This window comes from Butyricimonas synergistica DSM 23225, from assembly GCF_000379665.1.
GTDB lineage: Bacteria > Bacteroidota > Bacteroidia > Bacteroidales > Marinifilaceae > Butyricimonas > Butyricimonas synergistica.
The window spans coordinates 252,792-278,656 of record NZ_KB903367.1 but is presented as its reverse complement, the minus strand read 5'-3'; the positions used below and the strand labels follow the sequence as shown (position 1 = coordinate 278,656).

The 25,865-nt window shown below is 45.4% G+C and carries 16 protein-coding genes and 1 riboswitch; of the genes, 8 read left to right on the top strand and 8 right to left on the bottom strand.

The genetic code is table 11. The annotated features are described in order from the left end of the window. Positions 1-48 precede the first annotated feature (48 nt). Complete coding sequence (locus A3CY_RS0113575; protein WP_018338475.1) at positions 49-2,031, top strand: putative porin; 1,983 nt, start codon at positions 49-51, stop codon at positions 2,029-2,031. A 192-nt stretch (positions 2,032-2,223) separates the two neighbouring features. Here A3CY_RS0113575 and A3CY_RS22750 read toward each other — a convergent pair whose 3' ends face one another. The 8 genes from A3CY_RS22750 to A3CY_RS0113540 all read right to left on the bottom strand — a co-directional run bounded on the left by A3CY_RS22750 (position 2,224) and on the right by A3CY_RS0113540 (position 13,016). After that, positions 2,224-3,207: a hypothetical protein gene (locus tag A3CY_RS22750; protein ID WP_018338474.1), complete on the bottom strand. Its 984-nt coding sequence runs from the start codon at positions 3,205-3,207 to the stop codon at positions 2,224-2,226. Between the two features lie 36 nt (positions 3,208-3,243). Further along, positions 3,244-5,274 (bottom strand): hypothetical protein, encoded by a 2,031-nt coding sequence (locus A3CY_RS22745; RefSeq protein WP_155828336.1) that lies wholly within the window; start codon positions 5,272-5,274, stop codon positions 3,244-3,246. 6 nt (positions 5,275-5,280) lie between these two features. Beyond that, entirely contained in the window at positions 5,281-7,566 is a 2,286-nt protein-coding gene (gene fimD / locus A3CY_RS0113565; RefSeq protein WP_018338472.1) for a fimbrial tip adhesin FimD, read from the bottom strand. A gap of 38 nt (positions 7,567-7,604) precedes the next feature. Then, positions 7,605-9,071, bottom strand: coding sequence for a hypothetical protein (locus tag A3CY_RS0113560; protein WP_018338471.1), 1,467 nt, complete (start codon positions 9,069-9,071; stop codon positions 7,605-7,607). Positions 9,072-9,082: 11 nt separating this feature from the next. Continuing rightward, positions 9,083-9,952: a FimB/Mfa2 family fimbrial subunit gene (locus A3CY_RS0113555; protein ID WP_026207661.1), complete on the bottom strand. Its 870-nt coding sequence runs from the start codon at positions 9,950-9,952 to the stop codon at positions 9,083-9,085. Positions 9,953-10,051: 99 nt separating this feature from the next. Continuing rightward, on the bottom strand, positions 10,052-11,134 hold the full coding sequence (locus tag A3CY_RS0113550) for a hypothetical protein (RefSeq protein ID WP_018338469.1): 1,083 nt from the start codon (positions 11,132-11,134) through the stop codon (positions 10,052-10,054). A gap of 57 nt (positions 11,135-11,191) precedes the next feature. Beyond that, positions 11,192-12,463 carry an OmpA family protein gene (locus tag A3CY_RS0113545; RefSeq protein ID WP_018338468.1) on the bottom strand — a complete coding sequence of 424 codons (1,272 nt, stop codon included), beginning with the start codon at positions 12,461-12,463 and terminating at the stop codon, positions 11,192-11,194. A 10-nt stretch (positions 12,464-12,473) separates the two neighbouring features. Continuing rightward, positions 12,474-13,016 carry a DUF3575 domain-containing protein gene (locus tag A3CY_RS0113540; protein ID WP_018338467.1) on the bottom strand — a complete coding sequence of 181 codons (543 nt, stop codon included), beginning with the start codon at positions 13,014-13,016 and terminating at the stop codon, positions 12,474-12,476. Positions 13,017-13,857: 841 nt separating this feature from the next. Between A3CY_RS0113540 and A3CY_RS0113535 the strand changes: the two genes are divergently transcribed. The 7 genes from A3CY_RS0113535 (at position 13,858) to A3CY_RS0113500 (ending at position 25,860) form a co-directional block, all read left to right on the top strand. Beyond that, complete coding sequence (locus tag A3CY_RS0113535) at positions 13,858-15,249, top strand: MltF family protein (protein ID WP_026207659.1); 1,392 nt, start codon at positions 13,858-13,860, stop codon at positions 15,247-15,249. Between the two features lie 48 nt (positions 15,250-15,297). Continuing rightward, positions 15,298-15,500, top strand: a riboswitch (cobalamin riboswitch). 123 nt (positions 15,501-15,623) lie between these two features. Next, complete coding sequence (locus tag A3CY_RS0113530) at positions 15,624-16,733, top strand: YncE family protein (RefSeq protein WP_018338464.1); 1,110 nt, start codon at positions 15,624-15,626, stop codon at positions 16,731-16,733. Positions 16,734-16,746: 13 nt separating this feature from the next. Continuing rightward, complete coding sequence (locus A3CY_RS0113525) at positions 16,747-18,474, top strand: PKD-like domain-containing protein (RefSeq protein ID WP_018338463.1); 1,728 nt, start codon at positions 16,747-16,749, stop codon at positions 18,472-18,474. A gap of 8 nt (positions 18,475-18,482) precedes the next feature. After that, entirely contained in the window at positions 18,483-20,540 is a 2,058-nt protein-coding gene (locus tag A3CY_RS0113520; RefSeq protein ID WP_018338462.1) for a TonB-dependent receptor, read from the top strand. Beyond that, positions 20,537-22,549: a hypothetical protein gene (locus tag A3CY_RS0113515; RefSeq protein WP_018338461.1), complete on the top strand. Its 2,013-nt coding sequence runs from the start codon at positions 20,537-20,539 to the stop codon at positions 22,547-22,549. Before A3CY_RS0113520 ends, A3CY_RS0113515 begins: the two co-directional genes overlap by 4 nt. 10 nt (positions 22,550-22,559) lie before the next feature. Beyond that, positions 22,560-24,839 carry a leucine-rich repeat protein gene (locus tag A3CY_RS0113510; protein ID WP_018338460.1) on the top strand — a complete coding sequence of 760 codons (2,280 nt, stop codon included), beginning with the start codon at positions 22,560-22,562 and terminating at the stop codon, positions 24,837-24,839. Positions 24,840-25,107: 268 nt separating this feature from the next. Next, complete coding sequence (locus A3CY_RS0113500; protein WP_018338458.1) at positions 25,108-25,860, top strand: hypothetical protein; 753 nt, start codon at positions 25,108-25,110, stop codon at positions 25,858-25,860. Positions 25,861-25,865: the final 5 nt, after the last annotated feature.

Sequence of the window (25,865 nt, the reverse complement as noted above, 5' to 3'; positions counted from 1 at the left end):
GGTAATTAATTTATGAGAGTTTTAAAAGTTTCCGTATATTTGCACGCCATGAAATATATATTTTACACCATATTATGCTGCTTCATATCGCTCACGTCGTTAGCACAGAGCGATTTTGGCTACGAGAATCCGGACGAAGAGGATCCCCGGCGTAGCGTTTTTGACCAAGATAGCACGAGAGGAGAACAACGATACGTGAAACCGCAACGGGTAGCCTGGAAGTGGATGCACGACGGGGTATACAAGAAATATATGCCTATGACGGACACCCTCACGGACGGCATTCACAACACGAATCCCATATTCAAACACAGCGTGTCCAACACCTACCTGGGAAACCTGCCCTCGCCTTATATTTCCAACATTTTTATCCTTCGCCCGCTAGGAGAAGATTTCCTGCCGCTCGACCGGATTCGGGATTACATTTTCCGTCCCGAGGATGCGTTGGACTACAATACAGCCACGGCTTTCACCCAAATAAGCTACTTCAACGGTGGTGGTCGGGGCAAAACGGAAGACCGGGTAGACCTGTGGTATATGCAAAATATCAATCCCTTTTGGAACGCCGGATTCCGGTACAACCTCATGTCCGCGGACGGAGCCTACTCTTACCAGAAATCAAAAGCATACAACTTCTCCGTCTTCAGTTCATACGAGAAAGAACGGATTGCCGTTTCCTTCTTTCTGAACCAAAACATGGCACACTTTACCGAGAACGGAGGTATCGAGAACCTTGCCGACATCCGGGACACAGTCCTCGATGCCAAAATCGTCAGTACCAACCTCGCCCTTACCCCCCGCAACAACCTCATGAATTTCAACTTCAGCACGCTGGCACAATACAACCTCGGGAACCCCAAAGCGGTCGTCACCCCGATAGATTCCGTTAAATTCGATACCACGTACACCTACCCGATGAAATTCGCCGTCGCCTTGAAAATAGAGGACAACCGCTACCGTTTCCGGGAAGAAGACGGGGTGGAAACAGCTTTTTGGGATACCACGTATTTGAATTCCTCGAAAAACCAGGACATCATTAATAATCAAAAGTACGAGATCGACGCTAAATTCGTGTTGAACGAGCATCCAAAATACAAATACCTACCGGGCGTGTATGCCGGGTTGAAATTCAAATACCTGAAATACGACCAGCGTGTATCCTTGGATACTGTCAACAACCGGGCAACAAACCAATACACGGGTACCTACCTCACAGCGGGCACGTTCAACATGGATTCGACTACCCTATTTAACTTTGATATCTGGGGAAGTTTCTGTCTGGCGGGAGAATATTCTGCAGACTATGCCCTAGAGGGAAGAATAATCCAATACCTGAGCCGGAATAGAAATTCATCCGTGACGGCATATGCCCTATTGGAAAGCACTACCCCAAACCACTACTACAACCAATACGTGGGAAACCATAATAAATGGGAAACAAATTTTTCCAAGGTACACGCCTACAATATAAAAGGACATTACAACAACAAACGCCTCCGCACGGAAATCGGGGTAGCCTTGAATAACACCAAAAACTATATTTATTTCGACACGACAGCTTATCCCCGCCAGTACGACGGCAATTTAGTGGTTTTCACGGCATGGGCAAAACAAGTCTTCAAACTGGGAAACTTCTACTTTGACCAAAAAGTGTATTACCAGATCTGTAACAAGGACGAGATATTGCAACTCCCACAAGTAGCCTTGTACTCGCACAACTATTACCAAAACCGTTTGTTCAAAAAAGTACTGGGTCTGCAATTCGGTATAGACTTGTTCTATAACACCGCATTCTATGCCAATGCTTATGACCCGAGTATTATGCAATTCTACAACCAGGATATCGAGAAAACTGGTAATTACCCCAAACTAGACGTATTCCTCACGTTAAACATCAAACGAGCCGACCTGTTCGTGAAATACGAGCACTTTAACGACTTTTTGGGAAGCCGCAACTTCTTCTCCGCCTATACCTACCCGATCAATCCCGCTAAAGTGAAATTCGGTATCCGGTGGAATTTCTTCGATTAAGGATTCCTTATCTATATCCCGATCATTTCCGCGTCACTACCCCATCATCACCTCGCACATACGGTAATGATGGGGTAGTGACGCGGAAATGATCGGTTTTCAATCAAGCCTATATCCCCGTAAAAAGGCTGTGCCGTGAATCCTTAATCACGGCACAGCCTCTTTACATTAATAATGTTTACAAATCGATCGTCACTGTTCCTGCACCGCTTTCAAATCCGGATTCCGGAACAAATCGGATAAACTTACCACATCGGCATGGTAAATCTTGCCCCCCTCCGAACGGTAATGTACCCAAATTCTCGTTCTCTCCCAGTCGTAACGATACTCCTTGCGCAAACGTAACGTGTATTGCCCGTTCTCCCCGATGGTCATGCTACCGATACGCGGCGAACCGCCCTCCACTTCAAACGTCACGAAAGCGCCCGCCGGGACATTAGCGTACGAGATGCCGTCCTCGCTGTATTGAATCCTTCCCGTGATCGGCTCGTTGTCAATCGTGAAAGACTGTTGCTCGAAAGCCACCACATCAGCCTCCGCCGACAACGTGATCTCCCCGGCACTCACGATAGACTTCGTTTTAAAAGCCAACACCTTGTGTTCGCCTTGCTGGTCTGCATCCGGTTCGTCGGGATTCAACGTCACGTTCGGGTTACGGACATCCTTGATGGCCACTTCATCCGTTCCGATCCGGTTATCATCCCGATCGGCTTTCACGACCAGCACGAAGCATCCCGCTTTCTCGTCGTAATAGAAAATATCCCCGGTGTAAGCACCTCTCCGCTCCTCGTCGATCTCTAGCATCGGGGCATCGATATATACCTTGAATTCGGTACCGAACGGATCTGCCGATTTATTATCCGTCCCCCGGAAACTCGTCACGTCAAACTCCACGTTTACGGGCTGCCCCACCTCGTAAGTCCAACTTTCCGACTCCACGAAATTTCCAGCGCCATCGCCAATCGAAACCTTGCCCGAGAAACGGAACGGGTTATAATTTGCCAACTCGAAAGTGATTGAACGGTAATGGTTGCCGTTGTACTCGTAATGCTCCTCCGGGTTTGCCTCGTTCGAGGCTACTCGAATCACCTCCGCACTATTCGCCCGGTTGGTTTTCAAGTATATCTTATATTCGCTCCGGTTCTTTTTTCCGTCTATCGGGGTGAACGAGAACACGCGTCCGCCCGTGCCCCAGCTGCTTGCGCCCGCTTCTTAGAAATCACACTCCTTATTGCCGGCACCCCCGGGGATCTCATCGTCATCCAAGCGGGTCAGGTACTGCGAGTAAAGCAAAAACGCATCGTCATTGCCGGATGCCACCGGCTGTCCCGTGCTCCCGTCCCTCAACTGAATTTCAAAATTCACTGGCGCATTTTTTTTCTGCGGTACCAGACAATAGTAAACCGTCTCGCCATTAGGCATCTCGTCGTCCAAAGTACTGCCATCCACGCTAATCAACCCGTCAAGCGTGATGTAGTAATTATTCTCGCTAAAAGGGAACACTTTCTCCAGCCGCGTGAAGTTATCTGCCTCTATCGTGATCGTGCCGCTCTTGTACCCGCCTTGCCCGTCGCTCTCGGGTTTTAACACAGTATTAAAATACACCCGCTGTACCCCCGTGTGCGTAGCCTCGTACACGAACTTGAAATTCCAATCGTCCTCCCCGTTGAAATCGCCCGGGCTATTGATCGGCGTGACGGTGGACAATTGCTGTCCGGTGGATTGGCGCACGTTCAACCAATCGGCACCGATCTTCACGCGTAACGGGAGCAATTCCCGCGGGAAATCCTCCGGGATTGAGAACATCAAGGTCACCGGTTGCCCTTCCATGTCGGCATAAATCTGGGTGGATACCCACGCCGGCGAAAAAGTAAAGTCGCGCAACGTGATCACTTTAATCATACGCTGCAATTTACCCGCTTTCACCCGGATAATCCCCTCGCGTTTCGCCTCATTTGCGCTCAACTGGTTCAACGAGATGGTCAAGGTACCCACGCCCGTGTTTCCGTCATACTCGGTGCGAATAGTTTCCCCGGCTACCGTCGTGGCTGTCACCCATTGCACGTCGGGTACCTCGCTTGCGGACACCGGCTCATACACCCCGCTTGCGTTCTTCTTCTCGTATTTGTAATTCACCGTCACCGATTGCGGCATCGTTCCCGGGAATACCACAAAAGTTTCGTCCACGCTCAAGCGGTACGTCCCATCCGAAACCTCGTTAATATCATCGGGAATGGAGATCCACACGTTGTTGGTGGGCGTACCCTCCAACGCCTCCCCGAAAGTCGCGTAACCGTTTGTGAGCGGTCCCATGATCGTGATATTATACGAGTGGTTGCGACGCACCGGAAGCGTCTCGGCATTATCATCCAACAACAACACGCGGTAATACAAGGCGTTCCCGCCTCCCGCGGGAATCCCGTGCAATATCACGCTCAACGGGTTGGAAATATCATTCAGGCACTCCACGGCATACTCGGGGTTCAGGTTCAACGAACCGTCCTCTTCTCCTTTCAGCGTCTGTTGTTCTGAGGCAGAAGGCAAAGAAAGATACCCGTCCGCTCCTCGCGACCACTCGAAATTTCCGGCTTCCGCGTTGTAGGGAGCCACAGTCCCGAAAGCGTTCGTGTTGTGCAACGTGTAACCGAGCACCTCGACATACCCGTTGTTTTCCGGGTCCATGACTTGAATCCGGGCTTGATTGCGCACCATCTCTATCTTGTCGCCCAATCGCCCTAAAGCCGCAGCCATATCTTTTTCTCCCGGCTGACACTCCACGCGCTGCCAATAGATCATGCGTCCCGGAGAAGCCACCAACGTCGCCATCAACTCCGTCTCGTGCTTGCCTCCCATTTCTATCTCGTTGAAACCTGTCAAGTTCTGGTTCGCCACGAAATGAATGATCCGCGTATAATCGGGCACATTCGCCGAGAACGTTCCGGTCAGGGAAGCGTTCACGCCCGGATCCACAACCCCCGGCACGATTTCCGCCTTTACCGTCGAGATAAAAGCCCCCGATTCCGAGAAACAAAAAAGATACATGTCTTGAATACCTCCCCCGTCCGAGTCCACGCTCCGGGAAACCACTTGCTGCATCTCCGGCACGTCTGTCCCGAACCGGATTGCCACGTACCCGTCAGGCACGCGTGCCCCGCTATCCCCGTCCAACTCGTCGCGGGAACATGCCGTCGCCAGCAACACCAGCAGGCTCACGACCATTCTCCATATCAATCGTTCTGTCATAACCGTTTATTTTTTAGTCTCTTTATTTTCATAATGGTCTCGCACGCAACGGATAGCTGTTGAGCTAGAACTTGTGCTATAATAAGGATTAAATACTTTTCCTTCCGCACTCATATAATATCCCCAGTTCAAGAGATAATCCATTGCATCGGTACCCTGGTTCGAAGTCCCCTGGTAACGCATAATAATCAACAACTCTGCCTTGGTCGGTAAACGCCAGTCATCTAAAACGACAGCCGGCAATAAATCTCCATTCTCGTCTCTCAGCCTGTTCCCTTTTTCATCCCGGGGATAGTACACCTCCACGTACTGTTCACACTGGTCTGCCGCAATTTTATAAGCCACTTCATCAGAATAATTTGACAAATTTCCAGAAACAGCCCCCAAACGCGAAGCAATCATAAAGGACGGAGATACCAATTTATTATTCGCTTCATCCCTTGCCGTAAGCCCGTTCTCTTTTCGAGGAATACCCAATTCATATGTAAAATCTTTATATTCCGCATCAAACTTAGCATCTGCCGGAAATTCCGGTAAAGCAGAAGAATTTATCTGCACATGGTACATTCGAGGATTAGCCGTTTCACTTCTAGTCGTTCGCATACCATTATACAACCAATAGTAGTAGTTTATAGGATAGTCCGTTGTATTATCATAGCTACTAGGCTGATTTTCTACTACTTTAGATGTAAAAAAACCACCTGTTGATGTATTGAGTGTTTTATTTCCGTTGCGATCATACGATACCGATACATTTCGAGGGGTTTGATTCCGATTCTCGTAATGGAATCCGAAATCACTCCGGTAAGAATAATACCCAAAATACGACGTGATATACTCCTGCGGATACTGCTTGACAGTCACGGTAATCGGATCGCACTCGTCATCACCGTTCCATACCTCGAACTCGATATACCGGATCAGGTTATTGGTCGGGACTGGGCTGTAAATATCGAGCTTCCCGTTTAAAGTCTCATCGGGAGTAATCTTGATCTCGTTTGAAATATTAGTCGGGACCGCCGTTTCTACCCCATATTTATTATAGAAATAAGCTCTTACATTACGAACCTGCACCTGGCTCGAGGAAGAAAACATCAACGAGGTTCCATCTTCCGCCAAGTTAAACATCTCCAGTTCGTTCTCGTTCAAGGTCAAATAGTGCGGCTCCACCGAACCGCCGATTTCCAACCCAACCTCTTCCCACGGCACCACGGAATAGTCGATATCTTCCAAAGGCGTTTCCCCGCCGGGCGTGTCCGCTCCGGCACCACGTAAAGTCACCCTCACGCGGTAAAAGTAATTCGGTTTCAAAAGCGTGCCGTTCGTCACGGGAATCGTGTAATAATTACTTACCGTCGGTTCCGTCGCATAGGAGCGCGAAGCATTGTCGTAAGCCAAGTAAGGCACTTGCACCACCAAGTGAGTCATGTTCCCGTACAAACCTCCCCCGTCAGTCCAGTTATTCGAGTAAGAATACGTTGTGAGCGTGATGGTACGGGCATCCCCTTCCCCTGTCGGTCCGAAGACAATGTTTCCCGCGTAAGGCGCCGCTTTCCGGGGTGTCGCCCCGGCGGGCAAGGTAGCGGCATTCACCTCCGGAAACACAAAAGAGGTCGCCAACCAATTGTTCAATCGAAAAGTATTAGAAGACGAGCGGTCGGCAAACCGGAAACGGTAATCATCTCCCTCGTCATCCGTGCCATTCGTATTCATCCCCTCCACCAGCGTAACCTCGATCTTGGCTGCGGCACGTGCTAAACCGATCTCCACCACGGTATTCTCGTCCGATTCATCGTTCAAGACCACACTCTCCGCTTTGCCACTCATCAAGAAAGAACCGTTCTCCCCCAAGGGGTCGAGCTGGTACAAGAGACTGTTCCCCGCCGAAGTCTCCGTCACGCGCAACAAGTCGGACAACGTCGTCACTTCATTCAACGAGGTACTCGGGTTCACGCTGTTTGCCACCAGGTAAATAGAATACTGCTCCCTGACGCCGAAGTCCGACTTCGCCTTGTCCAACACCGCCGTGCCTCCCGCGGGAGCCACCGACTCGTGGTAATCCCGTTTGCCGTCTGCCGTGAAGATGAAGACATCCAGTTTTTCCAACTTGCTCTCGAGAGACGTGCCCTCCTCCTTCACCGCCCGGGCTATTTGCTCTCGCTCCGAGGCTATGCGCAGGACGATTCGGTCCCTGCCCTCGTCCGGGACAGCCAATTCACCATCCCGGCTACATCCAGCCAACAGCAACACTGCCAGCAGTACTCGAATGATACGATTATTAATTCTATCCATATATCTTTCCTAATTCGTCATACACTATCATTGTTATCCTACGGCTGCTGGGATACGCGTTTTATCGTGATCTCGGACTGGCTATCATCAGTCGCTGGCCATTTTCTTTCCGGGTTTATTAATAACGGTTCAAACTCCCCGGTCAAAGAACGCGAGGTGACCTGCAACGACACTTCATCTCCCTCTCCGGATTGGTCCGTCGGCCACACCGTGATATAATACGTTCCTTTCGGGAGCGCCCCGCTCGGCATCACCTCGTTGTCGTCTCTACGCATTACCGCCATCTCGAACTTGTTGCCCCCGCCCACCAGTGTCGGCGTCCACGAGTGGTTGCTCTGCATGTCGAACACGAATGTTACGGACCCTTCCCGCTGGTAGGGATAATTCACCTCCACGTCCGAATACCACACGTCCGTGCTATAGTCGCCTTCCGTGTAGGGTGCGCTTGAATACGTGGGATGCGCCCCGCCGTCCAACTCGTACACGTCCTCCGCATTCCACGGCAACACGCTATACGCGATCTCTATCACCCCGCGGTAATCCACCCAGCAGAATACCCGGTAATTACGCCCTCGCTCAACCGGCGGCAAATAAATGTCTTTCGTCTTTTCTGTCCCCCCGTTCACGGAATAGACCACACGCACCACGTTGCCCCCGGCATCACCTTGCACATCGGGGTTTTGGGATCCCCGGTTATTCTCGAACAAAAACACGTTATCGTTCATCAAGTCGTAATCGCCGGCGTCGGTCGTCCGTGCCGCTAAACTTTTTGTCACCTTCCCCTCGTTCAATAACTCGACCGGCATATCCGTGCCGAAAGAAGGAATATCTTGCAATTTACCGGGTTCAGGCGGGAACACGTAATTCTTCTCCAACAACCCCGCTCTCAACAACGTGGCGGAACGTACGACCAGACCGTCCGCCGTTACGTTAGGTCCCTTGGCAAAATAAAGCTCCAGTTTCCCGCAAGGATACTTCAGCAGAAAGGGCGTGTTGTCCCGAACGAGCCAATGCCCCTCGTGTCCCGGGACCGTATTCTCTTCATAATCGTCCATGGACAATGTCCTGCTATCCTTGCAAACCATAGGCAATTTGTTATTATTCACCACAAGCCCGAAAGCGATATCGTCCAACTCCCCAGCGGTCATTGTTTCTCGAAAATTCAACGGACGATTGTTCATCGTCACGGCACCTTCATCCGCAACCAAGTAATACGTCATCGTCTGCTCCCCGCCTACCACGACTTGCTTGATATCCACCAGACAACTCCCGGCGGCGATCTCTTCCCCCGTGAATTGCTTGTAACCGATCCTTTGGCCCGCGGCGGAAAAAACATACACCCGCAGCGATTCAAACGCCGTTCCATCCGGATGGGCGGCACGCGTCCCCACGTTCATCTGCACGGTCACGTCACGAGTCTCCTTACCTTCCGGCTCCTCGTCCGCGCAACCGGAGAAGATACCAGCGAGCAACGCCGCTAAAAATATTCGTTTCATATTCTGCATAATCGTCTCGTTTAAAATTCAGGTTTCACCATCTCGATATACCACTCTGGTACACTCACTTCCACGTCGGCATTCTTAAACTCGAAGCGAATGGCTATCAGTACCTCGTTCCTCGTGCAATCGATCATGAGATTGGCAGCCAGGAAGTCGGCGAGATTCACCTTCGCCATCTCTTTCCCCCCGGCATTGCGCACGCAAACGTCCACCTCCGAGTGATCCTTGTGGCGCATTATATGGGATAGAGCACTTTGCAGCCCGTCTTTATAATCACAGTCCAACACGTAAGTTGTCGCTTCACCTCCCGCCACGTTCTCGAAAGTCGTGTAAGGCAAAACATTGCACAACTCAATCGTCAAATTTGATTCGGCAGGAACTCCCGCCACTTCCACCGACACTTTGTAGTGAGCACTCTCGAACTCCTGTGTCCAGTGTTGATCCTCCTCCGTCACCACCACTTCCAGCGACGCGTAATAAAGCGGATCATTCCCGGAAATTGTCTTCCGGGTAAAATACTCCTCGGCAGCGCAATACATCTTGTCGCAATCACCGCACGTCAAATCATTCGTTTGCGTGTTCCGCATATTTCCGAAACACACCACGCGATACCTCCCCGGAGCCAAGTCCGGCATCGTCACGCCACGTTGAGCAACCTCCTCTTTCGTCAACTCCCTCGTCGTTACAAGTTGTTCGTTCTCGTCGAAAACATACATAACCACTTTCTCGATCTTCTCGTTGAAGATCTCGGTAGTTCCGTCGCCCTTGTAACTCAACGACAAGGTGTTCACGCTGTACTTCGGGCAATCATCCAAATCCTCCTTGATACAACTACCGAACATCCCTACCGCCAGTAGCATGAATAAGACATCCTTTATTAATTTCATACCTGTATGTTTTTCTTTTTTTAGTTGGAGAGAACGGGAGGAGTCTTTACCTCCCGCCTCTCGCCATCAATTATTATTTCCGCTCTCGAAAGAACTTTATCAGAATGCCGGGGTTACGGGAACGATTTCCCACGCAACAACATCAACTGTCACGTTAACGCATTTTTGCGGTTGCTCAAACACGGTATCATCAAAAGTGAAATTTAACTTGTAAATCTTTCCGGCAGCGAAGTCGGTCAACACCGCATTCTCTCCATTTTTTATAAATCCTTTGGTTACAACAAAAAGAGGCATATTGTCACCCACAACCTGCAAAACGAATTCCGGTTGGACATCACCATATACATGATAGTAGAACGGGGCATTCGCATGATCATCCGTGTTGCTCGTCGAAGTCAACGTTGCAGCCAAGACATCATGACTCCATCCCGGTCTGGTTCCGTCTACCAAGAATTTCATGATATTCCCCTCATCCGTATCTGCTTTGGACAAATCAGCAGATGTAATTGCACCCGAGATTGTTGCTTGCTTGTAGTAATTATTAACTGCAATTTGTTTCAATTCGATTGCAGAATACTTCGCCGGATCACTAAAGTTACAAGTAAAACCGGCTATCTCGAAACGAGCGATCAACGGTACCACATTTACGCTTGCCTGATACAAGTTTCCATGGTCTTCGTTGTTCTTGAAAGTCAATTCTTCTTCTCCCCATAAGATCAATTTCTCAATATCTTGTTGGTCATCAATTGATTTTTTCAATGCGGTCAAATCAGCATAAGTTTTCACGTTCGTGAAATCCGAACTATTAGCTTGCGCATTACCAACAACAATCACTTTATTCACACTGTAAGGCAAAAAGTGAAATTGTATATTCTCCGGAAGCTGGTTATTTGTAATAGTAAAGGCATGTTCCGTAGTTTCTCCCGCACTTGATTTTCCTTCATACAAATTTATACCATCCGTGAAGAACACGTGAAAATCACTAATTGTTGCTTTCACGGTACCTCCTTCCGGGGCTACAATAGGCTTTCCGTCTCCGGATCTCGCTGAAATGGCTTTCACGTTCGCCAATTTCAAACTCACACTTTTCGGGGCTTTACTCGTTTCTTCCCCGTCATTCTTGTCACAAGCGACAGCTCCTAGAGCCATCAATGCAACCAGCACTAACTTGTTCAGTTTCATAGATTTTAATTTAAAATTTTGGACTAAAAGTTAATTCAAACTATTTATGTTTAACAATTATTTGATTTGTTGTAGATTTTTCTCTGCTCCGGCATGTCCGGCACGGATTGCTTTTTCGAACCACTCGATGGCAATTTCTTCCTCTTCCATCATCATGTAGCAAACCCCGATAGAATTGAAAGTGCGATCGTCATTCTTGTAAGGCTCCAGCATCTTCAACGCCTCGGCGTACTTCCCGGCACGGATCAACTCGTTGGCGGCATTCACGGCGTCTGCCGCCTTGTCGCCCAACACGTCATAGAATACCGACACGTAGCAAGCGTTGCGCAATCCCGGGTAGAACTCCTTCAACATATAGCGGTAAGGTTTGCCCCCCGCCAATTTCATCAACGCGGTTTTACGCCCCGCGCCTAACGATGCATCGTCAAGGATACCCAACACTTCGTCACGATATTCCATGTCTGATGCCGCCACCAATTGTCGCAATCCATCCCAGTTCTCGACACCGTTGACCAACACGAAATCCTCGTCACGCAAATCCGGTAACTCTTTTTGGACATAATCTTTCAACGCCCGGGCACGCCCTTCTCCCAAACGCGTATTTAATGCTACCCCTCCCTCGGGCGAAGCGAATCCCGTGATTTCCACGCCTTGCAAACGCAATTTTTCCCTATCGCCAATCTCACGAATCCCGGCTATAATATCATCCAACGTTTTCTGGTTCCCGTACTTGTCGGCGTGCAACACAGTCTTCGACACGGGGAAAAACACTTTCATTTCCTCCCTGAAGTTCCAGCGTTTCTTCGCTTCCAGCACTTCGAAGTTTTTCGCTGCCGGGGTAACAGGAATTACTTCCGGTTCCGGGGCAACGTATACAGGACCAACCGGAACTACTTGATCGCCATCACAACATTCACATCCACACCCTTCCAAGTGATAAGCTATTCCCAAACCCGCCGATTTCATCCAACGCTCGTAACGTGCCGACTCGGCATACACCAACGTGGCGCCTTTCAATTTATTATACCCCTCCAGAGTCCAATCACGGTTTCCCGCCAGTGTTTGTTCCTGCCGCTCCCGTTTGTAACGGATTTTCCCGTATAACTGTGCAGGCGCCAACCACAGAGTGTCCACGCCCGAGTACAAGTAAGGGCGAAGCACCATTTTCTGGCGGCTACGGACATATCCCGGCGTTTCGCGTATCTCGAAACGCACCTCAACATCCCGTTTCTGTTTCTTCACCGAAGAATTTTCCACCTTCACCTGGGAGAAAGCCTCTCCCGACAAGAGTACCAGCAAACAAGCCGGCAATATATTTCTCGTTCTCATAATTTTCCGTCTATTTTATCATGTAAACTAATGTAAGCCCCGCCTTTGTCAGGTTCCAACGCCCTTTCGTGTTGTTGCCTCGGAAAGAACCGCATTTCTCGCAATCGTACGCGTCATAGTCGAAATAAATATAACCGCCGCCGACTGTCGCCTCCAAGTTCCAGCGCTTGCCCAATATCCACGAGTAACCGTAAGAAATACCACCCAATAACGCCCAACCCTCGTAACGATGATCTTTCACACGTTTAGGCAAAAAAGGAATCCGGTAACCACTAAAATTAAATTCAGAGAACCCGGCATGAATACCGAAAAAATGCCCTTGAAACTTCTCGCACAGCCAATACCGCAACTCAGGTTGTACCAAGTAATGCTTAATTTTTTTATTCTTGCCCTTGTTTAAAGTCCAAGGGTTATAATTTCCCGACAAATCAAACGTCCACCGGGGAGCAAGCCCGAATTCCACTCCTAGATTAAATGTAGTTGTCACGTCATACAATAAATTCGTTTTTACCCCCCACTTCTGGGCAAAAGCAAAGGTTGTCATTCCGCTCATGAACAAGAGCAATATACATTTCCTGACAACCGAACTTGAAAAAACATCATGTGATCTTTTCATATTTCGCACGTATAATTATTTGTTTATTTCATTACAAACGCCAATAAATTATTGTAGATAAACATTTTCCAATATTTACAATAAACACATACAATTCCACTGTAAATCAAAACGAAAACATTCTTTATGCAAAAATCCCCATATTTACATATGATATCGACTCAATTACGTGTCATAAAAAACGATCAATTAATGATCGTTTCATGAAATTAAATCAGATTAACTTGTTTTTATTGTCAATATAATGCAAGTGCTTGATTTCTTGAACAAAAAAAAGCACATAATAATTTGCGGAAATTGGAAACTCACCATATATTTGCATATCAATAAACGATCGTTTATTGATATTTTTATAGTATATATTTTTCCTTCAAATACATAGCTACACAGTACAATATACACTCACCACAGATACACAAAATATATTCGTTTTTCCTGTTAAACTTAATATATGTATAAAAAACAAATAAACTGGAAATTTAAAATAACCATTTTTTTATATAGCCAAATTATATCACAAATTCATAATGATATCTCCCGGCATATCCCACCGATAGTTAACCGATACCCTACCTCATGAACGTAGCATGGACGTAGCATAAACGTAACATAAACGCCCTCGAGCGAAATTGCTTCGAAGTTGTATCGAAGAAACTCCGTAATTAAGCTAGCCCATCCCCTTATTTACCATAGATTTACCCGGGATCTTTCCCGTGTGACTCCCCTCTCTCGAAATCGCCCTTACACGATTTTAATTTTTATTTCGTATCTTTGCATCATGTATATAATAAGAATTATTACATACACGTGGTTGTTCTTGCTTTGTTTGTCATCTTGTAAAACAGAACAAGAAGAAGTTCCATTCATTATACCCGAAGACGGCACGTTGGAGAAAATCGAGCAACGGGGCGTTCTAAATGTATGCACCTATTACAACACAACGGACTACTACGTGTATAAAGGAGTTCCCAAGGGATTTCATTACGATCTGGTAAAAGACTTCGCCGATTATCTCGGTGTCAAGTTGCACATTGACGTCAATGCCAACGTGGAAGAAAGTCTGCGGGAATTGAACGAAGGCAAATACGATCTCGTGGCGATGAGTCTTTCGGTCACGAAAGACCGCAAAGAACAAATCAATTTCACGTCCCCGTTATTCAGCACGAACAAAGTGTTGGTACAAAATAAAAAACAAGATTCCTTGATTCGTGACGTACATGACTTGAAAGGGAAAGAAATTTTCGTTCAGGAAGGCACCACGTACAAAAGTTTCCTCCGGGAACTGAGTGATTCCCTTCAGCTGGATTTAAAAATCACGGAAGTAGAATACTTGACTTACGAAGATATTCTCCTGCAAGTAGAAAAAAGTGAACTCCCGCTCACCGTGATAGACAAGAACATCGCACAGATAGCAGCCCAATACATGACACATATAGATTACTCGTTGGAACTATCCGACTTGGAACCCGTAGCGTGGGCTGTATCCGGGAATACAAGATACCTGCTTCAAGAACTCAATCAATGGTTGGAGGCAATGAAGAAAACAGAAAAATTTCCCGTACTTTACAATCGTTATTACAAGAGCAATTATGTCACATCACTCCACAATTCCAAGTATTACAAGCTGAAAAACGGTGTCATTTCCAGTTTCGACCCGATCATCAAAAAGGAAGCCCAAAAAATAGGTTGGGATTGGCGTCTATTGGCATCCGTGATTTACCAGGAATCCGGTTTCGATCCCGAGGCAACCTCCAATTACGGGGCGGTCGGGTTAATGCAAGTCATGCCGGAAACCTCTCTCCAACTCGGATTCGAGGATTATATAGAACCGCAGGATAATATCCATGTCGGGGCTTATTACTTGAAATACCTCGAAAAAATGTTTGCCAAATACGATCTCGATTCCTTGAACCGCATCAAATTTACCTTGGCAGCATACAATGCCGGAGCGGGGCACGTGTTCGACGCCATGAGATTGGCAGAATCCTACGGCAAGAACCCCAACGTGTGGAATAATAACGTGGATTATTTCATCCGATACAAATCCCGCCCCGAAATATACCGGGATTCCCTGTCCCGCAACGGTTACTGCGACGGTAAACAAACTTTCAATTTCGTGAACAATATTATCGAGAATTATACCCACTATAAAAATACGATTCCCCGATAAAAATCGAAAAAAGTAAACGGTTCTACAAACAATAATTATAAAAAACACTATTTTCGCGACGTCAAAAGTTCAAGGCTAAATTTTTATAGCCTTTGATTAAAAGGGAATCAAGTGAAAATCTTGAACAGTCCCCGCTGCTGTAAGTTCTATCTCGAAAGAGATCGTGTTTTGATATTCTTTGCCACTGGATTACTCTGGGAAGGCATCAAAATGGGACAAGTCAGAAGACCTGCTTTTGGTAAATGATAGTGGATTTATACTCCTGCGCGGGTTACAGGATTGAATCGAATTGATATTCGCATCGGTTGGTGTGTATATGCTCGCTTTGAGTTATTTTCCACGTAAAATATTAATATTAACTAACAATTAGTACTATGAATTACAAATGTTTTTTGAGCAATCTCATGCTGCTTCTTCTTCTTTTTTCAGGAGGGTGTGATAACGTGGGCGATAACGAGGAAGAAGAATTTTCCGTTTCCGGAGACGGAGTATTCATCTTGAACGAGGGAAATTTTAACGCGGGAAACGCGACCTTGTCGTATTACGATCCCGTCACAAAAGAGGTGGAAAATGGAGTTTTCTACCGGGCAAACGATCGCAAACTGGGCGACACGGGGCAATCCGTGATCATTTACGATGGAACTGCTTACATCGCGGTGGAAAACTCCGGTATAGTCTGGGGAATTGACATAAATACCTTTAAAGTACAGGGACAACTCGAGACAGAAGGCACAAAGATGATCAATCCCCGGTTCGTGCATATCGTGAATGAAAACAAAGCTTACGTGACGGATTTATATTCGCCCTACGTGAATATTTTTAACCCGAAGACATTCAAGTATATCGGGGCAATACCGACAAAACAACCTTCCAACCGAGGATATAGTTCCACGGAAGAGATGGTGCAGTACGGGAAATATGTCTTTACCAATTGCTGGTCATACAGCAACAAAATTCTGGTGATCGACACGGAAAAGGATGAAGTCTGCGACAGTATCACATTGAGCAGTTGGCAACCTAAATCCATGAAAATAGATAAATACGGAAAATTGTGGGTGATCACCGATGGCGGTTATGCCACGTCCGAAGATGTTTACGGGGATAATATCCCATATTTATATAAAATCGACGCCACGACCCGGAGAATTGAACAGGAGCAAGCTCTAGATACCGATGAGGCTAATGTTCAAATAGCATTGAATGGCGGCCGAGATACACTTTATTTGATCAATAACGATGTTTATCGGATGAGCGTGACGGATGCCCACTTGCCCGTGCGCCCGTTTATCACGGCCGAGATCGACGCAAACGGGAAAAAGCATAAACTTTACGGTTTGAACGTGAATCCCGTGAACTCGGATATCTATGTGGCAGATGCCGTGGATTACTCGCAATCCGGGGTAGTTTATCGTTATTCCTCGCAAGGCGTGTTAATTGACAAGTTCCGAGTAGGAATTAATCCGAATTCGTTTAGTTTTAAGTGATAATAGAAAAAACATGAGATTTAGTATTTTTTTTAAAGTATTCTTGGGAATGTTGCTCTTCATTTCGTGTGAGGACGACAAAGAATCAATCATGAAAGAGAGTCCGGTGATTACACTGGATGCCGAGTCTGCCCGTTATCGGGTGAAAGTAGGCAGAGATCTTGTGATCTCACCCACGTATGATTACGTGGACGAAACTTCTTCTTACGTGTGGAAGTTAAATCAGAAAATAGTCGGACGCGAATCTTCTTACACGTTTAACGAGGTCGAAACGGGAGAATATTTCCTAAAACTGCAAGTAATGAATGATTACGGGATTGCCGAAGAGGAGTTGAAGATCACGGTACTGCCGTTGAATGCCCCGATGATTTCTCTTTATATTCCAGAAGAAGGGTTCAAGACCATTCAGAACCGGGAATTGTCTTTTGTCCCTGAAGTGGAAAACGGAGAGAATGCTACTTACGCCTGGAAAGTGAACGGTACGTTAGTTGCTTCGACGTTGGAATACACGTTCAAACAGGCTGAAACTGGTAGTTATCAGGTCTCCTTGACAGCAACTTCCAATGACGGAGAAGATCATGTGGAGTTTACTGTAAACATTTGCGAACCTTCAGAATTACCATTCTCGTGGAAATTCCCGCAAACGGAGTTCAATTTGTCGGTGGGACGTTCCGTGAAAGTGAAAAGTTATTTTATAGAAAATGATTTTGATGGTACTTACACGTGGACATTAGACGGGAAAGTGGTAGACGAAAGTAACGCCACGGAATATGTTTTCGAAGGTGAAACGCAAGGAACCCACCAGTTGGTATTGACGATGAAGAATGAATACTGCACTGTAAGTCAAGAGTTCACCATGAATGTTTGTCCCCCGGAAGGTACTTACAGGCGTTTCCCTTCAGCCGAGAGCAGGGCCTTGATCAACCGGGTATATGAATTTATGCCGGCACCGGGTCACCAGGTAAATGGTTACATGTACGGGGCTTCATACCCGGCCAACATCACTCATGCCGCAGTATGCGACACCATCATAAACCGTTTCGAACGCGGACTTTCTGAAGGTCAATGGTGGAGCATCTCGCTGGGAGCTTGTGGAGGTTACGTGATTGTCGGTTTCGACCATAGCGTGGAAAATAGCGATGGTGGGTATGACTTAATCATCGGAGGTAATCCTTACGGGTATCAATCCGAACCAGGTATCATTTGGGTAAGTCAGGATGAAAATGGCGACGGATTGCCCAACGACACGTGGTACGAATTGAAAGGTTCCGAGTATGGCGGGGAAAATCAAATCTTAGAATACGCCATCACCTATTACCAACCGACGAAAAAACAGGTTGCCATCAAATGGACAGATAACTTAGGCAAAAGTGGTATCGTTCCTCACATGACCTATTGGAATCCCTCGGATTCTTACTATCAATCGTGGTTACCCTCAGGATCAGTCACGTTCTATTGTTCCCGCTTAGTGGATCATTCCACTTACGAGGACGGCGCCTCTTTAATGCCTGCTTATCCCTGGGGTTACACGGATAATCTAGGGTCTGACTATGTTAAAGATATTGCCGGAGAGACCGGGTATTTCAAAATTTCCAACGCGGTGACATTTGACGGGAAGCCGGCGAACTTGAAATATATCGATTTCGTGAAGGTTCAAACCGCACCGGTGGGTTATACGCCCAACTTGGGAGAAATCTCCACGGAAGTGAAACCTATATTTGATTATCATTTATATAAATAAAGGTGATTATGTGGCGTGTTGTCGTGAATATACTGCTATTGGCGGGGATCTCTTCTGTAGTGAAAGCCCAGCAAGAAAAGGTGGCTTATAGCTTAGAGTTGGATTCTGTTTCTATCGTGGGGAAACGCCCGTTGAAGAATACGGGGATCCAGAAAACCCGTCTGGATACGGCTGTATTACACGACAACATAGCTCTTTCACTAGCAGATATATTATCCGTGCATTCAACAGTATTTGTCAAAAGTTACGGCCGTGCCACACAATCAACGGCAGAATTCAGAGGGACCTCGGCATCACACACGCAAGTAATGTGGAACGGTATGAGGATCAATTCTCCGATGCTCGGGACCGTGGACTTTTCCATGATTCCCTCCTATTTTATCGATGACGCGACCCTTTATCATGGAGCCTCGTCGATCGGTCTGACAGGAGGCGGTCTGGGAGGTGCTATCGACTTGCAGACAAAACCTTTGCAAAAAGATGGAATCCAAGTGAAATACATTCAAGGCATCGGTTCTTTTGACACTTACGATCAATTTTTACGGTTAACGTACGGAAATTATCATTGGCAAACCTCCTCCAGAGTAGTCTATTCCACGGCAAAGAATGACTATAAATATACCAACTATGACAAAAAAACGGATGTTTACGAAAATGACATTCTAGTGAATTCCTATCACCCGAAAGAACGGAACAAGAGCGGTTATTTCGATGACTTACATGCATTACAAGAAATATATTACCGCTCAAACCGAGGTCATCGGTGGGGAATATCAAGCTGGTACACGGCTTCCAAACGAGGATTGCCTTTTTTAAGCGTAGATTACAAACAGGACTCGGAATTCACGAACGAGCAAAAAATTCATACTTCACGCACAGTCTTGTCATGGGATTATCTTCAAGACTGTTTCAAATGGAGCGCAAAAGGAGGATACGTCTATTCCGATATCGCTTATGATTACTTCACGAAGCGACAAGATGCGGTGTCCACGGATATCACCCATTCCCGTTGCTACGTGAACACTTGGTACGGGCAATTGGCCGTGGAATATTCCCCCGTTCCCCGATTGTTCTTTTCCGCTGATGTGAATATTTACGAGAATCAAGTGAAAAGTAAAGACAAAAGTCCTTATCACATTGGAAATAATTACGACAAGAAACGCTTTGAAATGACGGCCTGCTTATCCGCTCGCTGGAAACCTGCAGAGCGTTTGGCCATAGCCGCTTGTCTACGCGAGGAAATGTACGGGAAGAATACAATTCCTGTTATTCCCGCATTATTTCTGGATTATGTCATTTCCGAACGCTGGAATTTAGTGGCAAAGGCTTCCATCGCCCGCAATTACCGTTATCCATCATTGGATGACCTGTATTTTCAGCCGGGTGGTAATCCTGAGCTGGAGGCAGAACATGGTTTTACCTATGATGGAGGCGTAGAGTTCCAACTTGCCCAGAAACATTACTTGTTGAAAGGTAACGCAACTGTATTCAACTCCTACATCGACGATTGGATCCTTTGGACTCCGAACACAAAAGGATTCTGGCAACCGTCAAATGTACGGGAAGTACATAATTACGGGGTGGAGATGACGAGTGACAACATGTTTTTTCTTTCGAAAAATACCGTGTTGGATATTTCGGGTAATTTCGCATGGACACCCTCGAAGAATTACGGGGAGCAAATCAATTCCAATGATGCCTCTTACGAGAAACAGTTGTGTTACATACCGGAATATTCAGCGGCTGTAACCACCCGCCTGTCATGGAAGAATTGGAATTTTTCATACAAATGGAGTTATTACAGCGAACGATTCACCACAACCAGCAATGAAGTCTCGTATATCACCGGACGATTGAAACCTTACTACATGAGTGATTTCTCCATAGAGAAACGCTTCTCGTGGAAATGGACGGAATTATCCGTGAAGACAATCGTAAACAATCTACTCGACTCGGAATATGTTACCGTACTGTCACGCCCCATGCCAAGGCGCAATTATGAATTATTTTTAGAGATCAGTCCCAAGTTCGGGAGAAAAAATAACAATCTAAATCAATTGAAATGAAGAATATAAAATTATACCTGTTAATGTTACTCGGAACGTTGCTCGTTTTCAGCTGTTCCGATGATGATGACGAGCTTCCTTTCAACGGAAGCGATAACTCGATTATCTCGTTTTCTTTAACTGTTCCCAATGGGGATTGTTACCCGGGAGCGATAACCGGTAATAAAATTGTAGTTACAGCCCCGTTAAACGTGTCACTTACCGGTGCAAAAGTGAATTTTTCTCTTTGTGAACAAGCTTCGGTTACTCCCGACCCGACAGAAATCACGGATTGGGATACGGAACAAGCATTTACAGTAACAGCCTATAACCAGGAAACAAAAAAATACACGTACAGTGTGACACGTACAGAAGTATCCAGTGAAGGTGAAGTGATTTTAATCACCCAAGCGGACGTAGATGCATTAGCTGCCAGTGGAATAACCATTATTGAAGGCGATTTGATCATCGGTAACAACAACCTGGAAGAAGGAATTGATACGATTAAGGACCTTTCGGCTTTGAGCAACCTGATTGAAGTAAAGCAGAATATCATCGTGAACAATTCCTTCGCCGGAACAAGTTTAAGGGGACTAGAAAAGATTCGTTCTGCAGCGGGACTTTATTTAGGAACCACCTCCACGGCATTGAACTGCCTAAATGAATTCGACGTAGAATTATCGGCATTGAAAAATCTGGGACAATTGGTGGTAAACTCCACAAAAGTCAAAAGCCTGCATCTTCCGGCATTACAGGAAACCGGATGGTTGTACCTCTCTGCCAGTAAATTAGGAAGTATTGACTTCTCGTCTTTAGTGAATTGCGTTACCAATTTCACCATGAAGACGAGTGCCAACACGATGCTTACAAGTATCGCTTTACCTGTCCTAGAGAGCATCGGTGGAATATTTACGCTACAATATTACCAAGGCGTGACAGAACTTTCCTGCCCGAAACTGGAAAAGATTAATGGAACATTGATCGCAAAAAATCTAACGAAATTACATGCACTTGCTTTCCCGGAATTGAAAGAAATCTCCGGAGATATAGATGTGGCTTACACGAATTCATTGACTTCGTTCAGTATGCCTAAAATAGAACAATGCAATCAATTCAGTCTTAATTTGAATTTCTCGAATCCTCAAGTAGCTTTCCAATCACTGAATTTACAATCTTTAAAGAGCGTGAATGGAGACTTTAAGTTTACCGCAAACACCAAGAATGAAATGGATGTAATGGAATTCCCGGCATTGGAACGGGTTTCCGGGACATTAAACATTCAACATTATTACGGGCCGACTTTCTCTACACCCCAATTATCGGAGTGTGCTACGATCATGATATACTATATCCCTGAAGTAGAGAAATTGGATTTTACCGCTATAGAAAACTTGCAAACTTTAACAATTGGGGGATGTTCTAAATTGACCGAAGTGGAGAGTCGCCCCTCGATTGTGAATTTGACAATTAATGCCCTTTCCGAAGAACTACCTCCATTCCCGTTCAAAGATTTACAAGAAATCACGGGAACTTTTGAGTTAGACAATTTCAAAAACAATCCGACTTATGAAATAACAGGGATTAAAAAAATCAATGTAATATCCGGTATGGGAGGAAGTGTTTTCTCTGATCTCGCATATCCTGATTTAGAGGAAGTGGGTTCCGCAACTTTTCAAATGTACTTGTTGAATTACTTGCGGCTTCCAAAATTAAAACTAGTACGTGAAAATTTCACCTTTTCATCTTTAAGAGATCTGGAAATTCTAGAACTACCGGTATTGGAAAAAATCGGAGGAAAATTCACTTTAAGCGGCATGACTTGGCTGCCTAGTGATTTCACACAAATGGATCTCCCTATGCTAACAGAAGTGGGGAGTGTCTCCATCACCGATTTGAGAGACTTATCAAATTTTTCTGCCTTGAAAAATGTCGTAGAGGCTTTAAATGATTCACAATGGAAAGTTTCCGGTTGTGCCTACAATCCCACTCTGGATGATATGAAGGCAGGAAGATATACCCCGGAAAATTAATTTTTAAACAATGAATGATATGAATAACCTGAAAAATAAATACTTTATTTATGCACTCGTCTTGTTCACGAGTGTCATGATGGCGTGGGGATGCTCGGATAACGATGAGGATTTACCTTATTTGGGAACAGACGCACATTTTCTTTCTTTATCACTTACCTCCGCGGAAGGCGAGATTTACGAAGCTGCCATAACGGATAGCACATTAATACTCCACGTACCAAGCAACATTTCTTTGGAAGGTGCCAAGGTCACTTACGAAATCTGTGAACAAGCGAGCGTCCTTCCCGATCCGGCTACAATTACCGATTGGGACTCGGAACAGGTTTTCCGTTTAATAGCTTATAACGGTTCCGTGGGACATTACACGTTGAAAATCGTACGGGAAAATGTCTATTCGGAAGAGAGTGTATCTTTGAATACCCAGGCAGAAGTGGCTGCTTTTGCCGAATTGGGCATAAATATTATTAACGGGAATTTGGTTATCGGCTCCACATCCATCGAGGATGATCCAATTGTAACTTTATCTCCCCTACAAGAATTAACTTGCGTGAAAGGGGCCATTATTATCCGTAACACATACACCGGGAACAGTTTGGACGGATTGAAAAACTTGCGTGAGGCGGGAGCTATCATGATTGGAACACAAGAGAATAGCAGCGATATTACCACGAATATGAACATCGATATGCCAAAATTGGAAAAAGTCGGGGATATCATCATGAACTCCAATTGTGTACAAACCTTAACATTGCCTACATTAAAACGTATCAGCAAATTATACATGAACAGCAAAAGTCTGGAGGAGATTGACCTACCGGAATTAGAAGTGTGTACAGGCGATATAGAACTGGGAACTTCCGCGAACAAGAATGATAATCTTGTACGTTTACTTTGCCCTAAATTACAACGGGTAGGAGGAAAATTCAGCGTACAATACATGTCTGAGTTGAAACAAATAGACATTTCTTCGTTACAAGAAGTAACCAATGAACTTTCATTTTCAAATTTGACGGCATTGGAAGCCTTGGAAGCAAAGGAACTGGTAAATGCCGGGGAAATTAAAATTACCAGCTTCTACACACCTACCCGTATCGCTTTCCCCAAATTAACGACGGTAAATACTTTTGATATTTCAGGTACCACAAACAACCATGAAATGGAGGTCTTGGATTTTTCCAGTTTAGCTCAAGTGACGAAAACTTTTACTTTATCCGTAAAAGCGGTTAACTTACCCGTGATTTCTTTCCCAAGCTTAACAACGATCGGAGAAAACGCCACGATTAGTTATTTGACAGCCTCCACGGATATTCTGTTTCCGGAATTGACTACGGTAAATAAGTTGACATTCCAACAATTGCCAGAAGTCAAAGAACTTTCATTACCCAAATTGAGTTCTATGGGAGATTTGACTATATATACCATGACAAACTTAACCTCACTGTCTTTACCAAATCTAACCACGTGCGGAATCATTTCGTTGAATTCTTCTGTTCTATTGACAGATATCAATATTCCTTCATTGACGGATTGCCAAGGAATTTCACTAAACGGTTTGAGTGAACTGGAAGAATTTCAGTTTCCGAAAGGGTTTGACAACTCATTCACTGGCTCTGTAACTATTTCTAATTGTGCAAAATTAACTCAATTATTCGGTCCTAGCGAGTATGAAGGGGACATTACTTTTACCCTTATAAAGGGGGCAGAAACACTTATTCCCCAATTGGTAGCTGCAAACAATACCCCTGTGTCTCTAAAAGGAAATCTTAAGATAAGCACAAAAGAACGTACCGGTGACATCGAAATTAGCAATATACAATCCGTGGGAGGGACTTTGCAAGTAACAACTTCTTCCAGCAAACCCCTTACACCTTTCCAAGTATCTTTCCCCGATCTGGAAAAGGCAGGCTCTTTATCAACTACCGATTATGGCGGTTGGATCGAATCTTTCGAGTTCCCGAAATTGACTCAGGTTACAGGGAATATATCTTTTTCGCAAATGAATGCCATAAAAACATTCAATTTCCCGTTGTTGACGGAGATTCAAGGAAATCTTACCTTAGGTGGAACTACTTATCAAAAACTTCCTAATTTGAAAGACTTGAATGGATTTAGTGCATTGCAAACTTTGGGAGGCACTTTGAGTATCACCTATTGCACGGCTCTCACTGATTATTCGGGCTTGAAAAACCTGATACCAAACTTGGATTTCACGAAATGTACTATTAGTAACAACGCTTATAACCCTACGTTAGAAGATATTGAAGCAGGACGATGGGTTCAAGAATAAACTAAATTAACGACAAATATTACTTGCAATCAGAAGAGGCTCTTCATTCCTGTCGAGCCTCTTCTTTATTCTAAACCGCCCACATTGTATGCAGATTCAAGATTAATCCATGAAGCTACCGGCAATAAATATTCTATTTCTCTCACGAAGAATTCTGAAAGCTAAAACCATAAATGAAAATTTCTCGAGAGCGAATATTGATTTACTTTTATTTTTTTCATACCTTCGCATTTGAATTTTGATCATTATTCCATAAATTGTTAAATGTATGCCTTACAGAAGATTACCGAACACAGATGCAGCAAGGATAAGGGCATTGGAAACGGCTTTAAACAAAGAAGACTTTTCCGACATCAATAATTTACCGTTTTCATTGACCTTAAGGCAGAAAATTGAATTCTTTTTACCGAAATTCAAAACGGCGATCACAAATTCACAATGTGCCCGAGATAAACAAACGGTAAATAGCCGGAAATACGGAGAATACACGAGAAAAGCGAAACTATATATATCGCACTTTTTACAAGTACTGAATTTTACTATTGCACGAGGAGAATTGAAGCCTATCGCCCGTACCTTCTACGGTATAGCGGAAGACGACACGAAACTTCCCCCGCTCATTTCCGATCAAGATTTGCTGGAATGGGGTGCAAAAGTAATTGCCGGAGAACAAGAACGCACCCGTAACGGCGGCGGCAACCCGATATATAGCCCTTCTATCGCATTGGTCAAAGTGAATTACGAGAATTTCAAACAAGGCTACGCTTCCCAAAAACAGTTTCAACAAAACTCCGCCCGTTGCAGCGCGGAAGTAGCACAATACCGGGCTGAAGCTGACGAATATGTCCTTTCCCTGTGGAACGAGATCGAGGCTCACTATGCCGACATCGAGGATGAAGAAGAACGCCGCCAGAAATGCGAACGCTTCGGACTTGTCTACGTGTTCCGCAAAGGCGAACGGGAAGAAATAAAAAGAAAAAAGGAAGCCGAACGGATTACGCTCAAACTCCCTTTTTCATGATTCAG

Excerpts from the sequence above, each read along its gene's own strand:
- A3CY_RS0113560 (WP_018338471.1), bottom strand. The coding sequence starts at position 9,071 with ATGCAGAATATGAAACGAATATTTTTAGCGGCGTTGCTCGCTGGTATC.
- A3CY_RS0113530 (WP_018338464.1), top strand. The coding sequence starts at position 15,624 with ATGAATTACAAATGTTTTTTGAGCAATCTCATGCTGCTTCTTCTTCTT.
- A3CY_RS0113525 (WP_018338463.1), top strand. The coding sequence starts at position 16,747 with ATGAGATTTAGTATTTTTTTTAAAGTATTCTTGGGAATGTTGCTCTTC.
- fimD (WP_018338472.1), bottom strand. The coding sequence starts at position 7,566 with ATGGATAGAATTAATAATCGTATCATTCGAGTACTGCTGGCAGTGTTG.
- A3CY_RS0113575 (WP_018338475.1), top strand. The coding sequence starts at position 49 with ATGAAATATATATTTTACACCATATTATGCTGCTTCATATCGCTCACG.
- A3CY_RS0113500 (WP_018338458.1), top strand. The coding sequence starts at position 25,108 with ATGCCTTACAGAAGATTACCGAACACAGATGCAGCAAGGATAAGGGCA.
- A3CY_RS0113550 (WP_018338469.1), bottom strand. The coding sequence starts at position 11,134 with ATGAAACTGAACAAGTTAGTGCTGGTTGCATTGATGGCTCTAGGAGCT.
- A3CY_RS0113515 (WP_018338461.1), top strand. The coding sequence starts at position 20,537 with ATGAAGAATATAAAATTATACCTGTTAATGTTACTCGGAACGTTGCTC.
- A3CY_RS0113545 (WP_018338468.1), bottom strand. The coding sequence starts at position 12,463 with ATGAGAACGAGAAATATATTGCCGGCTTGTTTGCTGGTACTCTTGTCG.
- A3CY_RS0113510 (WP_018338460.1), top strand. The coding sequence starts at position 22,560 with ATGAATGATATGAATAACCTGAAAAATAAATACTTTATTTATGCACTC.
- A3CY_RS22745 (WP_155828336.1), bottom strand. The coding sequence starts at position 5,274 with ATGACAGAACGATTGATATGGAGAATGGTCGTGAGCCTGCTGGTGTTG.
- A3CY_RS0113535 (WP_026207659.1), top strand. The coding sequence starts at position 13,858 with ATGTATATAATAAGAATTATTACATACACGTGGTTGTTCTTGCTTTGT.
- A3CY_RS0113555 (WP_026207661.1), bottom strand. The coding sequence starts at position 9,952 with ATGAAATTAATAAAGGATGTCTTATTCATGCTACTGGCGGTAGGGATG.
- A3CY_RS0113520 (WP_018338462.1), top strand. The coding sequence starts at position 18,483 with ATGTGGCGTGTTGTCGTGAATATACTGCTATTGGCGGGGATCTCTTCT.
- A3CY_RS0113540 (WP_018338467.1), bottom strand. The coding sequence starts at position 13,016 with ATGAGCGGAATGACAACCTTTGCTTTTGCCCAGAAGTGGGGGGTAAAA.